The organism is Nonomuraea corallina (assembly GCF_027620315.1).
Lineage (GTDB): Bacteria > Actinomycetota > Actinomycetes > Streptosporangiales > Streptosporangiaceae > Nonomuraea > Nonomuraea corallina.
The window spans coordinates 1-14002 of record NZ_JAPNNL010000031.1 but is presented as its reverse complement, the minus strand read 5'-3'; the positions used below and the strand labels follow the sequence as shown (position 1 = coordinate 14002).

Here is a 14002-nt window from a genome sequence, read left to right as displayed (position 1 = left end):
CCTCCTCAGCAGCGGCACACTTCGAGTGTCTGGGTGAGCGCGGCCCGTCCGCGATAGTCGTCCGGAGGCGCGCGTCCGCGCGGAGCCCGGACACGCGCGGGCGCGGAGCCGGCGGGCGGGTCGACGGCCGCGGGCCACTCGGCCGGGTCGTCGGCGACGGTGGTCACGGAGGCGGTCACGAAGAGGTGGGAGTGGGCCTGCCCGCCGTGGCCCCCCTCGTGCTCGTGATGCGCGCTGTCGGCGATCGCCTCCACGATCGCGTGCGGGTCACCGGGCGGGTACACGGAGTGGGACCACAGGTGCGCGATCGTGAGGAAGCCGAGCAGCACGACGAACCACGCGTGCGCGCGTGGCCATCTCGACGTCCGTGACTGTGAGTACATGATTCATCACTGAATGTAGCAAAGCGTATGGACGGCACGTGAAGGGGGCCCGTCCGGAGGAGTCCGTCGTCGACGAACGCCCCCCGGGTTGAGGTGATCACTTCCGCCTGGCTTATCAGTAGACTTTCTACATGTAGGAGATCTACATATAAGGAGCGCCTGTGAAGCCGTCGTCGCGTCACCTGCTCGTGTGGATGCATGTGGTGACCTCCGTGTCCTGGATGAGCCAGGCGCTGGCCCTGTTCGCCCTGGGCGCCTACAGCTCCGTCACCGGGGACGGCGCCGGCTATCGCATGGCGCATCTACTCGACAACCAGGTGCTGCTGCACTTCGCCAACGCCTCGGCCTTCACCGGCCTCATGCTGTCCGCGATGACCAAGTGGGGCTACTTCCGCTACTGGTGGGTGCTGATCAAGCTCGTCGTCACGCTGGCCCAGCTGTACGCGGGGATCTTCCTGCTCGGCCCCAGGCTGTCGGCGCTCTCCGACGGCACCCGCGACGCCGACCCGGTCCTGCTCGGCGCCACCCTGCTGATGGCCTCGGCCGTGGCCTTCCAGGCGTGGCTGTCGGTGGCCAAACCCTGGAGACGCACCCCCTGGGCGGAGGCGCGGCCCCGGACGGTCACGCCTCCCGGCTGGCTGCCCTTCTTCGTGTTACTGGTGCCCGTGGCCGACGTCCTGCTCGCCTTTTTCGTGTTCGGCCACCCGGCGCCGCTGTTCTTCGTGGTGACGGCGATCGCGTACCCGATCTGGCGGGCACGCGCCATGCGCCGCGTGCCGGCCACGGTCTAGCGGTTCGCTACGGCTGCTGACCTGGGCCGGGAGAACCGATCGATGTAGATATCTTTCACTGACACGTACTTGTTGGTTGAATACCTTCACTCGTCAATCCCTCAACCCCCCAAGGGAACCGTCGTGAAGATCATCAGTCGTTGGTTATCCGCCGTCGTGGCCGCCTCCCTGGTCCTGACCGGGCCCGCGCAGCCCGCCGCGGCCGCGACCACCACCGTCGACAACGCGACCGCCGGCCGTTTCGCCGCCAGTGCCGACTGGGGCACGTCGGCCTGGTCCACGCAGCGGCACGGCGGGGACTACCGGTTCGCCACCCCGAACACCGCCGTGAGCGACGCCGCCTGGTTCAAGGCGTCCATCGCCGAGGCCGGGGCCCACCTGGTCGAGGTCTGGTACCCGGCCGACCCCGGCTACAACAGCGCCACCCCGTTCATGGTGGCGACCACGGGCGGCGTCCGCAGCGTGGCCGTCGACCAGCGCGCCAACGGCGGCCGCTGGGTCGGCATCGGCACGTTCACCCTGGCGGCCGGCGACTACAACGTGGTCGGCGTCAGCCGCTGGACCAGTCAGCCGGGCTACGTCGTCGCCGACGCGGTCCGGATCACCTCCTCGACCGGGGCGGTCTCGCACGCGCTGCCCCTGCCGCGGACCGCGCTGCCGCGCAGCGAGTACGACGACCCGCACCACGACTATCCCGCCATCGACCTGCCGGTCGGCACCGGCACCCCGGCGTACGCGGTGCGCGCCGGCACGGTGACGGTCATCGACGACAGCTCGTGCGGGCGCGGCATCAACCTGACCGGGACCGACGGGGCCGTCTACACCTACTGCCACTTCTCGTCGTGGTCGGTCGGCAACGGCGCGGCGGTCGGCGCCGGGCAGCTGATCGGGATGACCGGCAACACCGGCAACTCGACCGGCCCGCACCTGCACTTCGGCATCCGCACCGGCAGCACCCGCCGGTGCCCGCAGAACTACCTGCTGGCCCTCTACGACGGCGTGACGCCGCCGGCGGCGACCAGCCTGCCCACCACGGGCTGCTTCTACGCCACCCTCACCTCGGAGGAGGTCGTCCCGCTCGGCTGACGGCCTCCACCGTGACCCGCCGGCATCCGGCCGGCGGGCCCCGCCGTCGCAGGAATCCGGCCGGATGACCTTGATGTGGGCCCTTCCGTTCTTTAACGTCGCGTTTGTCCGCAGGTAGATCATCACCAGCGAAAAAGGACGAACGATGGCGCAACCCCCCGCTTCCGTCGGCTTACCTGATGACACCGGACTGGCCCGCGACGACTACGCGCTCGAACGCGTCCCCACCTCCGCCCGCTACGGCTGGACCACCATCGCCGTCCAGCGGTTCGGCCTGCTGTCGGCGCTGTCGCAGTTCCTGCTCGGCGCCACCCTCGGCATGGGCATGACCTTCTGGCAGGCCGTCCTCGCCGTCACCCTGGGCGCCGCCATCCTCGAGGTCGTCGCCATCGCGCTGGGCATCGCCGGCATGCGCGAGGGCCTGTCCACCAGCCTGCTGGCCCGCTGGGCCGGGTTCGGGCGGTACGGCTCCGGCCTGGTCGGCCTGGTGATCGCGATCTGCCTGCTGGGCTGGTTCGGGGTGCAGACCGCGGTGCTCGCCCAGGGCGTCTCCTCCCTGCTCGGCGGCTCACCGGCGTGGATCTGGGCCATCGCCGGCGGCCTGGCGATCACCGCGATCGTCGTGCACGGCTTCGCGGGCATGGCCTGGACCGCCTGGATCACCGTCCCGGCCTTCCTGGCGCTGGCGGGCTGGGCCATCGGCGTGGAGCTGGCGCAGCGGCCGCTCGGCGAGCTGATCGCCTCCCAGCCGGCGGGGCCGGCGATGAGCCTGGCCCAGGGCGCCACCCTGGTCGCCGGCGGGTTCATCGTCGGCGCCGTGATCTCGCCTGACATGTGCCGGTTCAACCGCAACGCCGCCGACGTGGTCAAGCAGACCGTCCTCGGCATCTCCCTCGGCGAGTACGTCCTGGCCCTGGTCGGCGTCCTGCTCGCGCACGCCCTGCGCACCGGCGACGTCGTCACCATCGTCACCACCACCTCCGGCACCGTCGGCGTGCTCGTCCTGATCACCGCCACCGCGAAGGTCAACGACTGGAACCTCTACGCCGCCAGCCTGGGCGTCACCAACACCCTGCACACCGCCTTCGGCCTGCGGGCCGGTCGCGCCGCCGTGACCGTGGCGCTCGGCGTCGTCGGCACCGCGCTGGCCGCCCTCGGCATGGCCGACCACCTGGTGGACTTCCTGGTCCTGCTGGGGGTGGCCATCCCGCCCATCGCCGGCATCATGGTCGCCGAGTACTACGTGGTGCGCACCTGGCGCGCCGACCTCGACGCCTCCCGCGAACGCGGCGAGCTGCCCGCCCACGCGCCCGCGTGGATCCCGGCCGCGCTCGTCGTCTGGGCCGCCGCCGCCCTCATCGGCCACTTCGTCACCTGGGGCATCCCGGCGCTCAACGCCCTGATGGCGGCCTTCGTCCTGTACGCGGTCGCCGGCAGGCTCGGCCTGACCGGTACGGCCCGGCCCTCGGCGCCATGACCCGTACCCCCGGACAGGAGCGCCGGACCGTGCGCATCGGGATCGACGTGGGCGGCACCCACACCGACGCCGTCCTCCTCGACCAGGACATGAACGTGATGGCCGAGATCAAGACGGCGACGACGGCCGACGTCACCGGCGGCATCGTCACCGCGCTGTCGACGCTGCTGGAGCGCAGCCGCCTCGACCGCGGCCGGGTGTCCGCCGTCATGATCGGCACCACCCACTTCACCAACGCCCTCGTCACCCGCAGCCGCCTGGCCCGTACCGGCGTCGTACGGCTCGCGCTGCCCGCCACCGCCGCGCTGCCGCCCACCACCGCCTGGCCGGCCGAACTGGTCGACGCCGTCCGCCCGCTGGTGCGCCTGTGCCACGGCGGCCACGAGTTCGACGGCCGGCCCATCTCCCCGCTCGACCCCGGCGAGCTCAAACGGGTCGCCGCCGACCTGGCGGCGCACGACATCACCACCGTGGCGATCAGCTCCGTCTTCTCTCCCGTCACCGCCGAGGCCGAGCTGGCCGCCGCCGACATCCTGCGCGCCGAACTGCCCCACCTGCGCGTCAGCCTCTCCCACCAGATCGGCCGCATCCGCATGCTGGAACGGGAGAACGCCACCATCGTCAACGCCTGCCTGCTCGACCTGGCCGACGAGATCGTCGACGCCTTCGCCGCCGCGCTGGACACCGTCGGGGTGCGCGCCCCGCTGTTCCTGTCGCAGAACGACGGCACCCTCATGGACGCCGAGCACACCCGCAGCTACCCCGTCAGGACGTTCGCCAGCGGCCCCACCAACAGCATGCGCGGGGCGGCGTTCCTGGCCGGCCTGGCCGACGCCGCGGTGGTCGACATCGGCGGCACCACCACCGACGTCGGCGTGCTGACCGGCGGCTACCCCCGCCAGGCCGGCACCGACGTGGACCTCGCGGGCGTGCGCACCAACTTCCGCATGCCGGACGTGATCTCCATCGGCCTGGGCGGCGGCAGCCGCGTCACCCCGGGGCCGGACCCGCGGGTCGGCCCTTCCTCGGTCGGCTACCGGCTGACCGAGGAGGCGCTCGTCTTCGGCGGCCGGACCCTGACCGCCACCGACCTGGCCGTCGCCGCCGGGCTGGCCGACCTCGGCGACCGCTCGCTGGTCCGCCATCTGGACCGCGACCTGGTCAGGAGGGGTACGGCGTGGATGGCCGAGCGGGTGGCCGGCCTGGTCGACCAGATGCGGCTGAGCGCCGACCCGCTGCCCGTCGTCATCGTCGGCGGCGGCGGCATCCTCATGCCGCCCGACCTGCCCGGCGTGCCCGAGGTCCGCATCCCCGGCCACCACGGCGTCGCCAACGCCATCGGCGCCGCCATCGGGCAGATCGGCGGCGAGGTGGACCGCCTGTTCCTCATCGGCTCCCAGCAGAGCCGCGACGACGTCCTGGACCAGGCCCGCGCGGAGGCGACCGACCTGGCCGTCTCGGCGGGGGCGGTGCCGTCCAGCGTCGAGATCGTCCACGTCGACGAGATCCACGTCAACTACCTGCCGGGCAACGCCGTCCGCGTCATCGTGCGCGCCGTCGGCGACCTGGACCTGGGCCGCGCCCGTACCCCGGAGGAGGCTCCGCAATGGGCTACGACCTGACCCTGCGAGACCTGCACGACCTGGCCGAGGGCGCCGCGGTGCTGGGCACCGGTGGCGGCGGCGACCCGTACATCGGCCGGCTCCTCGTCGAGCGGGAGATGGCGGCCGGTCGCCGCGTGCACATCATCGACGCCGGCGAGCTGCCCGACGGCGCGCTCGTGCTGCCCTCCTCGATGATGGGCGCGCCGACGGTGTTCGTGGAGAAGCTGCCCTCGGGCGGCGGCAACGTGGCCGCCTTCCGCGCCCTGGAGGAGCACCTGGGCCGCCGGGCGCACGCCGTCATGCCGACCGAGTGCGGCGGGCTCAACAGCATGATCCCGCTCATGCTCGGCGCCCAGCTCGGCCTGCCCGTCGTCGACGCCGACGGCATGGGCCGCGCCTTCCCCGAACTGCAGATGCAGACCTTCGGCGTGCTCGGCGTGTCCGGCTCGCCCATGGCCATCGCCTCCGACCACGGCGACGTCTGCGTCATCACCGCCGGCGACAACAAACGCATGGAACAGCTCGCCAGAGCGCTGACCGTCCAGATGGGCGGCGCCTCGTACATCAGCGACTACCCCATGGACAGCGCCGAGGTCCGGCGCACCTCCGTGCACGGCACGCTGTCGCTCTGCCGCGACATCGGCCGCACCCTGCGCGAGGCCCGCGCCGCCCACGCCGACCCCTTCGACGCGCTGACCGCCATGCTCGCCGGCACCCTCTACAGCCTGGGCGTGGTGCTGTTCCGCGGCAAGGTCACCGACGTCGAGCGCCGCACCGTCGACGGCTTCGCCCGGGGCAGGGCGGTGCTGCGGGCGATCGACTCCGACGACGTCCTGGAGCTCACCTTCCAGAACGAGCACCTCGTCGCCCGCCGCGACGGCCGGGTGCTCGCCATCGTCCCCGACCTCATCTGCACCCTCGCCACCGAGACCGGCGCGCCCGTCCCCACCGAGTCGCTCGCGTACGGCCAGCGCCTGACCGTGTACGCCATCTCCACCCCGCCGATCATGCGGACCCCGGACGCGCTGGCGTGCTTCGGCCCCGCCGGCTTCGGCCTGACCGATCCCTACGTCCCGCTGGAGGAGCTGCTGCCCGCCGCCCGTACCTGAGCGGCCCCCGCCGGTCCCCGCGCTCCGGCCGGGGACCGGCCGACCCGATCAGGAGAGGGCGCGGCGCAGGAAGTCGAGTTCGAGCAGGAGCAGGTTCTCGGCGACCTCCTCCCGCGAGGTCATGTGCGTGACCCCCGACAGCGGCAGCACGGTGTGGGGGCGTCCCGCGGCCAGCAGCGCGGCGGACAGCCTCAGCGTGTGCGCGGCGAAGACGTTGTCGTCCGCCAGGCCGTGCACGAGCATGAGCGGGCGGCGCAGGTTCGGGGCGTCGGCCACGATGGAGCTGCGGTCGTAGGCCTCGGGATGCTCGTCGGGATGGCCGAGGAACCGCTCCTGCCAGTGGGTGTCGTACAGGCGGGCGTCGGTGACCGGCGCGCCCGCGACGGCGGCGTGGAAGACCTCGGGGTGGCGCAGGACGGCCGCGGCCGCCAGATAGCCGCCGTACGACCAGCCGCGGATCGCCACCCGGTCCAGGTCCAGGTCGGGGAAGCGGCCGGCGGCGGCGCGCAGCGCGTCGGCCTGGTCCCGCAGCGCCGCGCTCAGCTTGTCGAGGTGGACGGCGCGTTCCCAGGCCGGTCCGCGGCCCGGGGTGCCGCGCCCGTCGACGACCAGCACGGCGAAGCCCTGGTCGGCGAACCACTGCGGCACCGCGTAGTCGTCGAGCCCGCGCAGCACCAGCGCGCCGCCCGGCCCGGCGTACGGGCTGAGCAGGACCGGCAGCCGCCGGGAGCCCGGCACGTGCCCGGTCGGGAACACCACCGCGCCGCGCAGCTCCCGTTCGCCCAGCGACGTCAGCTCGACCCGCGGGCGCACGACCGGGGTCGCGCCGTTCGAGGCGATCGGGACGGCGGTCCCCTCGCCGGCGACCGTGACGCGGACCCCGTGCTCCTCCAGCGTGCGGGTGACGACCACGGTCACGCCCCCGCCGCGCGTCCCCGTGTGCACCCCCGGCTCGGAGGTGACCCTGACCAGCCCTTCGGCCCTGGAGTAGCGGAACAGGTGGCGTTCGGTCGGCTCGTCGCAGCACAGCGCGAGCACGGTGTCGCCGTCCACCGCCAAGATCCGCAGCACCTGCAGCCCCGGCGGCGTGACCAGGTCGTCGCCGACCATCAGCCTCCGGGTGTCGTCGCGGTCCACCGTCCAGACCAGCTCGCCGCTCGCCGTGCGGGCGGGGACGCCGGGCACCAGCTGCAGCCAGGCGTCGTCGGTGTCCTCGCGCAGCGGCGTGGTGGCGCCCGTGCCGGGGTCCGCCTCCAGGACACGGGTGGTGCGCTGGTCGCGGCTCTGCACCAGGATCAGCGGCCGCCGCCCGGTCCACGACACCGCCGCGACGTACTCGAACGCCGCCCGGTCCCAGACCACCTCGGTGCGCTCGCCCGCCAGGGTGGTGAGCCAGAGCGTCACGTCGGCGTTGTCGGTGCCGGCCGCCGGGTAGGCCATGACCGCGGGCGGCCGGCCCGGATCGGCGGGTTCGGGCAGGTGCCAGGTGCTCACCCGGGAGTCGTCCACCCGCGCCACCAGCAGGCGGGTCCCGTCGGGCGCCCACCAGTAGCCCCGGTGCCGGCCCATCGACTCGGCCGCCACGTGTTCGGGCAGCCCCCACGTCACGCCGGGACCGTCGGGCGTCAGCAACGGCTCGCCGTCGACGTGCAGGGCGCCGCCGGACACATGGGCGACGTGCTCCCCGGCGGGGTCGAGCCGCGGGTCGGAGCCGGTCGTGCCGAGCGCGGTGACCTCGCCGGTCAGCAGGTCGACGGTGTGCAGCGCGCCGTCGAGCGCGTAGACCGCCCTGGTGACGGCGGCGTCGGTGGCGTAGGCGACGATGCCGCCCGCCCGTTCGCGGGTGCGTTCCCTGCGGGCCCGCTCCGCCGCCGGCAACGCCCCGCCCGACGGGGCGCCGGGGTCGACGAGCAGCCGCTCGCCGCCCGTGGCCACGCTCAGCGTCCACAGCCGGTTGACCGGGTCGTCGCCGGCCGAGGACCGCAGGAACACCACCCGGGCGCCGTCCGGCGAGACCGTGAAGTCCCTGGGGACGCCGAACGTGAACCGGGCCGTACGGGCGTGCTGGCGCGCGAGCGTGAGGGGAGGCATGGATGATCCTAGGCACGCTCGCCGGACCGCCCGCAACGCGGCAGGGCCGCACCGGACCGTTCGCCGCGTGTGACCAGCGCGGATGCCTGGGTACGGGAAAGCGGACACCGATCCGGAGGAGGGCTACCCATGTCGATCGAGAACGTATGGGAGTACCGCGAAGAGGCCGGGGTGAGCGAGTCGATCGAACTCGTCGGTTACAAGGTGGAGGCGACCGACGGCCATGTCGGCTCGGTGAGCGCGGAGAACAACGACGTCGGCAACAACTACCTCGTCGTCGACACCGGCCCGTGGATCTTCGGCAAGGAGGTCCTGCTGCCCGCCGGCACGGTCTCCCGCATCGACCACGATCAGCACAAGATCTTCATCAACCGTACCAAGCAGGAGATCAAGGACGCGCCGAGGTTCCACCCGTCCGGTCCCCTGGACGAGGAGCGCCGCGACGAGGTGGGCGGCTACTACGCCCACTTCCCCGGCGCCATGTGAGCCGGGGCGGTCAGGCGTGCAGGCGGTCCGCGAGCCAGCCCGCCACCCTGGTGACGAAGCTGATCCTGTTGGCGACCTGCCGGAACTCGTGACCCTCGTCGTCGAAGAGGAGGTGGTCGCAGGGCAGGCCGCGGGCCGTGGCCGCGCTGATCAGCTGCTCGGCCTCGTACAGCGGCACGTTGCTGTCCCGCGCCCCGTGCACCACCAGCAGGGGCGCGGCCAGCCGGTCCAGGGCGCGCAGCGGTGACAGGGCGCGCAGCAGCTCACGGTCGGCCTCGGGGTGGCCGTACTCGCTGACCGCCGCCGCCGCGATCCACGGCTCGGTGCGCTCGTAGAAGGTCTCGAAGTCGGCGATGCCGCTCACCACCACGCCCGCCCGGAAGACGAGCGGGTAGGTGACGAGCGCGGCCAGGGTCAGGTAGCCGCCGTACGACCAGCCCATGCAGGCCAGCCTGGACGGGTGCGCGAGGCCCTGGCGCACCAGCTCGGCCGCGCAGTCGGCCACGTCGTCGACCGCGCGGAAGCGGTTCTCCCGGTCGTCGGCCTCGCGGAAGGCGCGTCCGTACCCGCCGGAGCCGCGCACGTTCGGGGCCAGCACGCCGATCCCGGCCGTGAGCAGGTTCTGGTAGAGAGGGTTGAAGGCGGGCCGCTCCTGGTCCTCCGGGCCGCCGTGCAGGAACAGCGCGTACGGCGCGGGCCCCTGCGCGTGCGGCGGCCGGTAGAGCCAGGCCGCCAGCTCCAGGCCGTCGCGGGCGGAGAAGCGCACCAGTTCGGCCCCGGCCGCGGTGGGCAGCCGGCCCGCGCCCGCGGCCCGCCGGTAGCCGCCCCGGTCCAGCTCGCACAGCAGCACGTGCGAGGGCTCCTGCGGGCTCTCCGCGGCGAGCGCGGCCAGGGTGCCGTCCCAGCTGATCCGGGCCGAGGTGACCACGTCGGCGGGCGGCGGCGGAAGCGGGCGGAGCTTCCCGCTCCGCGTCTCCAGGAGGTCCAGTTCGGAGCGGCCGTGCGCGTTCCACACCAGCAGCGCGCGGCGTCCGTCGGCGCTCAGCGCGAACCGGTCCAGCTCGGCGTCCGGCCGCTCGGCCAGGACGACGGCCTCGGCGCCGTCCCGTACGGCCAGCAGCGCGGCCCGGTCGCGGCCCGCGTCCGACACCAGGTACGCGACGGAGCCGTCGGGGGACAGGGCCCCGTCCTCGGTGGATCCGGGCAGGCCGGGCAGGAGCGGCCGTTCGCCGCTGGGCCTGTGCGCGCCGAGCGCCTCGGAGACCAGGTCGACCGCGTACATGCGACGCCGGCCCCGCGGCCCCCGGCGCAGCAGCATCCGCATGTGGTCGCGGCTGATGGCCACCGGCCGCAGCAGCGGGCCGGCCGCGATGACCTGCCGAGCGCCGGTGGCCTCGTCGACGAGCACGGCCCTGGCCATGCCGTCGGACGACGTCTCGGTGACCAGGAGCGTCTCACCCCGGCCCGTCCAGCGCACCAGCGACGCCGAGCCGCCGTCGGGCGCGGCGAGCAGGCGCAGGTCGCCGCCGTGCGGCTGGACGGTCCACACCTGGGTGTGCTCGCCGCCGCCCGGCGCGACCAGCACGGCCAGGTGCGTCCCGGTCGGCGCCCAGCTGACGTCGACGACCGGCTGCGGCCCGGTGTCGACGGCCCACGCCTCGCCGTCGCCCCGCAGCGGCTGGATCCACACCCGGGGCGAGCCGTCCTGGTCGCTGACGAAGGCCACCGCGCTGTCGTCGGGCGCCAGCGCGGGGGACCGGCACGTCCAGGCGGTCAGGCTCGCCGTCGCCGGCAGGTACGACGGACCGCCCAGCAGGCGATCGGCCACGGACGGGCCCGGCAGGTCGGCGATCGGCATCACAGGTGATGAGTCTGCAGCCAAAGCTCCAGCAGGCCAAGCTGCCACAGGGTGTTCACGCCGGTCGTGGCCCGGTCCCGCTCGGGGTCGGCGAGCAGCCGGTCCACGTAGTCCTGACGGAACAGGGCGCGCTCGCGGGCCGCCCGGCTGGTCAGCGCGTCGCGTACGAGGTCCAGCAGGGCCCCGTCGACGTGGCGGATGGCCGGCACGGGGAAGTAGCCCTTGGGCCGGTCGATGACGTCGGCCGGGAGCAGCCGCCGGGCGGCGTCCTTGAGCACGCCCTTGCCGCCGTGGGCCAGTTTGAGCTCGGCGGGGCAGGCCGCGGCCAGCTCGACCAGTTCGTGGTCCAGGAACGGGGTGCGCGCCTCCAGTCCGTGAGCCATCGTCATGTTGTCCACCCGCTTGACCGGATCGTCCACCAGCATGGCGGTCGTCTCCAGGCGCAGCACGGCGTCCAGCGCCGTGTCGGCGCCGGGCCTGGCCAGGTGGTCGCGCACGAACGCGCCGCTGACGTCGTGCTCCGGCACGCGGCCGGGCGGCAGGATCGCGGCCAGCTCCTCGTGCGGCCGGTCGAAGAACTCGCGGGCGTAGACGTCGGCGGCCCGCTCGCGCGGCACCCCGGCCAGCGGCGGGAACCAGCTGTAGCCCGCGAACACCTCGTCGGCCCCCTGGCCCGACTGCACGACCTTGACGTGCTTGGAGACCTCCTGCGACAGCAGGTAGAAGGCGACGCAGTCGTGGCTGACCATCGGCTCGCTCATCGCCCGCACCGCGTCCTCCAGCCCGTCCAGCAGGCGCGCGTCCGGGATGCGGATGCGGTGGTGGTCGGTGCCGAACCGCTGGGCGATCCGGTCGGAGTAGGCGAACTCGTCGCCCTTCTCGCCGCCGGCCGGCTCGAAGCCGATGCTGAACGTGGCCAGCCCGTCCTGCCCCTGCTCGGCCAGCAGCGCCACGATCAGGCTGGAGTCCAGGCCGCCGGACAGCAGCACGCCCACCGGCACGTCGGCCACCATCCTCCTGCGCACCGCCGCGCGCAGCCCGTCCAGGACGGCCTCGCGCCACTCCCCGGCGCGCAGTCCCGCGTGCTCGGGCAGCGCGCCGCGGGTGTACGGCGGATCCCAGTAGCGGTGCTCGGTGCTCGTGCCGTCCGGTTCGATCACCCGTACCGTGGCGGCGGGAAGCTTGCGCACGCCCGCCAGGATCGTGCGCTCACCGGGGACCAGCGAGTGGAAGGTCATGTAGTGGTGCAGCGCCACCGGGTCGATGCCGGTGTCCACCTCGCCCGCGGCCAGCAGGGCCGGGAGCGTGGAGGCGAACCGCAGCCGCCGGCCGTCCTCGGCCACGTACAGCGGCTTGATGCCGAGCCGGTCGCGCCCCAGGACGAGCCGGCCCGTGTCGCGTTCGCACACGGCGAAGGCGAACATGCCCTTGAAACGGGTGACGCACCCGGGCCCCCACCGGTGGAACGCCTTCACCAGGACTTCGGTGTCGGAGGTGGAGGAGAAGCGGTAGCCCGCGGCGCGCAGTTCCTCCCGCAGCTCGCCGTAGTTGTACAGGCAGCCGTTGAACACCACCGTCAGGCCCAGCTCGTCGTCCACCATCGGCTGGGCGGCCTTCTCCGACAGGTCGATGATCTTCAGGCGGCGGTGGCCCAGCGCGACCGGCCCCGATGACCACAGCCCCGACCCGTCAGGGCCGCGCTCGTGCATCGTGTCGGTCATCCGGCCGACGGCTCCCAGGTCCGCCTCGGCCCCGTCGAAGCGCATCTCTCCGCTCAGTCCACACATCACGGTCTCCTCAGGAAACGGACCGGGCAGGCGGGAGGCCGGGTGGCGGGCGCCGCGGCTCCGTGATCCCCGTCTCCTTCCACGACCATCACCTCCGGCTCATCAGAATCACGCAGGCCCGTCTACTCCCCACAAAGTGGCGTTTTGCACCTCAATATCCATAAATCGGACGTGTTAGGTCCCTGATCCGGCCCGAGAGGACCAAGGTCCCGGCAGCGCGAGGAGAACGCCCCTGAACGACCCCGGTCCGCCGGGAGAACGTGAAAGGAGATCGAGAGCCGGAGGCGATGATGAACGAGGACGAGCTCGGCGTGGTGGTCGGCTACGACGGTTCGCCGTCGGCACGGGAGGCCCTGCGCTGGGCCGCCGACGAGGCCGAGGGCAGAGGGCTGCCGCTGACCGTGTGCCACGCGTGGGACTGGCCGCACCACGAGTGGCCCGGCGAGCTGGTGCCGCTCGGCCTCGTCCAGCGCCCCGCCCGGCGGCTGGTCAAGGCCGCGGCCGCCTGGGCCGCACGCCGCCATCCCCACCTGCCCGTGAACTCGCTGACCGACCGCGGCTCGGCGGCCGACCTCCTGGTCGAGCTGTCCGGGACCGCCGCGTTGATCGTGGTGGGCGCCAGGGGATACGGCACGCTGCGCGGCATGGCGGTGGGCTCGGTGAGCGGCCACGTCGCCGCCCACGCCCGCTGCCCGGTGATCGTGATGCGCGGCGACGCCGAGGAACGCGACGCCCGCGAGGTCGTGGTCGGCTTCGACGGCTCGCCGGCCTCCGTGGCCGCCCTCAGTTTCGCGGCCGCGCAGGCGCACCGGCTGGACAGCCCGGTCCACGTGGTGATCGCCCGGCGCGAACGCGCGGGCGACGCCGACATGGACGAGCTGCGCGTCCAGGCCCAGGGGTCGGCCAGGGACGAGCTGAACCGCCTGGACCACGCCTTCCCCGGACTCCGCGCCGAGGTCGAGCTCGTGGACGAGCCCGCACGCCGGGCGCTGCTGGAGGCGGCCCGCAAGGCCCGCCTGCTGGTGGTCGGCGCGCGCGGGCTGGGCGAGGTCCGCGGCCTGCTGCTCGGCTCCGTCGGCCAGGCCATGGTGCACCGCGCGCCCTGCCCCGTCGCCGTGGTCCACGACTCGTGACCCCCGTGCCTCGGGCGCGGGGACCAAGGTCCCGCCGCCTGAGGCCGTACGGCACTGCTGCCAGAACCGCGGACACGATGTGCTTGAGGCGACACAGAGAAGGCGAATCCTTCCGAAAGGGGGCCGTCATGGCCGCCACCACCAGCCAGGCCGTCACGGGGACCACTGCCGCGCAGCCGCGCCGCCCCGTCGACTAC

11 protein-coding genes are annotated in these 14002 nt (G+C 73.4%); 7 read left to right on the top strand and 4 right to left on the bottom strand.

The genetic code is table 11. The features are described 5' to 3' along the window. Positions 1 to 5: 5 nt before the first annotated feature. Positions 6 to 383: a hypothetical protein gene (locus OUY22_RS10905; RefSeq protein ID WP_270154734.1), complete on the bottom strand. Its 378-nt coding sequence runs from the start codon at positions 381 to 383 to the stop codon at positions 6 to 8. A 161-nt stretch (positions 384 to 544) separates the two neighbouring features. Here OUY22_RS10905 and OUY22_RS10900 point away from each other — a divergent pair, with 161 nt between their 5' ends. The 5 genes from OUY22_RS10900 to OUY22_RS10880 all read left to right on the top strand — a co-directional run bounded on the left by OUY22_RS10900 (position 545) and on the right by OUY22_RS10880 (position 6450). Continuing rightward, on the top strand, positions 545 to 1174 hold the full coding sequence (locus OUY22_RS10900) for a hypothetical protein (protein WP_270154733.1): 630 nt from the start codon (positions 545 to 547) through the stop codon (positions 1172 to 1174). Positions 1175 to 1297: 123 nt separating this feature from the next. Beyond that, positions 1298 to 2260, top strand: coding sequence for a golvesin C-terminal-like domain-containing protein (locus tag OUY22_RS10895; RefSeq protein WP_270154732.1), 963 nt, complete (start codon positions 1298 to 1300; stop codon positions 2258 to 2260). A 145-nt stretch (positions 2261 to 2405) separates the two neighbouring features. Next, positions 2406 to 3737, top strand: coding sequence for a purine-cytosine permease family protein (locus OUY22_RS10890; protein ID WP_270154731.1), 1332 nt, complete (start codon positions 2406 to 2408; stop codon positions 3735 to 3737). A gap of 29 nt (positions 3738 to 3766) precedes the next feature. Continuing rightward, the gene (locus tag OUY22_RS10885) at positions 3767 to 5359 is read left to right on the top strand and encodes a hydantoinase/oxoprolinase family protein (RefSeq protein ID WP_270154730.1); all 1593 of its coding nucleotides are present in this window, start codon (positions 3767 to 3769) and stop codon (positions 5357 to 5359) included. Next, positions 5344 to 6450 (top strand): DUF917 domain-containing protein, encoded by a 1107-nt coding sequence (locus OUY22_RS10880; protein ID WP_270154728.1) that lies wholly within the window; start codon positions 5344 to 5346, stop codon positions 6448 to 6450. Before OUY22_RS10885 ends, OUY22_RS10880 begins: the two co-directional genes overlap by 16 nt. Before the next feature lie 48 nt (positions 6451 to 6498). On the opposite strand, the gene OUY22_RS10875 is transcribed toward OUY22_RS10880, so the two are convergent. Beyond that, positions 6499 to 8541, bottom strand: a complete 2043-nt coding sequence (locus OUY22_RS10875) for a prolyl oligopeptidase family serine peptidase (protein ID WP_270154727.1) — start codon at positions 8539 to 8541, stop codon at positions 6499 to 6501. A 129-nt stretch (positions 8542 to 8670) separates the two neighbouring features. On the opposite strand from OUY22_RS10875, the gene OUY22_RS10870 reads away from it, so the two are divergent. Then, positions 8671 to 9027, top strand: coding sequence for a PRC-barrel domain-containing protein (locus tag OUY22_RS10870; protein WP_270154726.1), 357 nt, complete (start codon positions 8671 to 8673; stop codon positions 9025 to 9027). A 10-nt stretch (positions 9028 to 9037) separates the two neighbouring features. Here the strand turns inward: OUY22_RS10870 and OUY22_RS10865 are convergent, their stop codons facing one another. Both OUY22_RS10865 and OUY22_RS10860 read right to left on the bottom strand, forming a co-directional pair. After that, positions 9038 to 10885: an alpha/beta fold hydrolase gene (locus OUY22_RS10865; RefSeq protein ID WP_270154766.1), complete on the bottom strand. Its 1848-nt coding sequence runs from the start codon at positions 10883 to 10885 to the stop codon at positions 9038 to 9040. After that, the gene (locus OUY22_RS10860) at positions 10885 to 12672 is read right to left on the bottom strand and encodes an N-acetylglutaminylglutamine amidotransferase (protein WP_270154725.1); all 1788 of its coding nucleotides are present in this window, start codon (positions 12670 to 12672) and stop codon (positions 10885 to 10887) included. The genes OUY22_RS10865 and OUY22_RS10860 overlap by 1 nt, the downstream gene beginning before the upstream one ends. Before the next feature lie 260 nt (positions 12673 to 12932). Between OUY22_RS10860 and OUY22_RS10855 the strand changes: the two genes are divergently transcribed. Beyond that, on the top strand, positions 12933 to 13805 hold the full coding sequence (locus OUY22_RS10855) for a universal stress protein (RefSeq protein WP_270154724.1): 873 nt from the start codon (positions 12933 to 12935) through the stop codon (positions 13803 to 13805). The last annotated feature ends 197 nt before the right edge of the window (positions 13806 to 14002 follow it).

What these genes read in the sequence shown, in the direction of transcription:
- OUY22_RS10870 (WP_270154726.1), top strand. Translation starts at nt 8,671, where the DNA reads ATGTCGATCGAGAACGTATGGGAGTACCGCGAAGAGGCCGGGGTGAGC.
- OUY22_RS10865 (WP_270154766.1), bottom strand. Translation starts at nt 10,885, where the DNA reads ATGCCGATCGCCGACCTGCCGGGCCCGTCCGTGGCCGATCGCCTGCTG.
- OUY22_RS10880 (WP_270154728.1), top strand. Translation starts at nt 5,344, where the DNA reads ATGGGCTACGACCTGACCCTGCGAGACCTGCACGACCTGGCCGAGGGC.
- OUY22_RS10860 (WP_270154725.1), bottom strand. Translation starts at nt 12,672, where the DNA reads ATGTGTGGACTGAGCGGAGAGATGCGCTTCGACGGGGCCGAGGCGGAC.
- OUY22_RS10890 (WP_270154731.1), top strand. Translation starts at nt 2,406, where the DNA reads ATGGCGCAACCCCCCGCTTCCGTCGGCTTACCTGATGACACCGGACTG.
- OUY22_RS10875 (WP_270154727.1), bottom strand. Translation starts at nt 8,541, where the DNA reads ATGCCTCCCCTCACGCTCGCGCGCCAGCACGCCCGTACGGCCCGGTTC.
- OUY22_RS10905 (WP_270154734.1), bottom strand. Translation starts at nt 383, where the DNA reads ATGTACTCACAGTCACGGACGTCGAGATGGCCACGCGCGCACGCGTGG.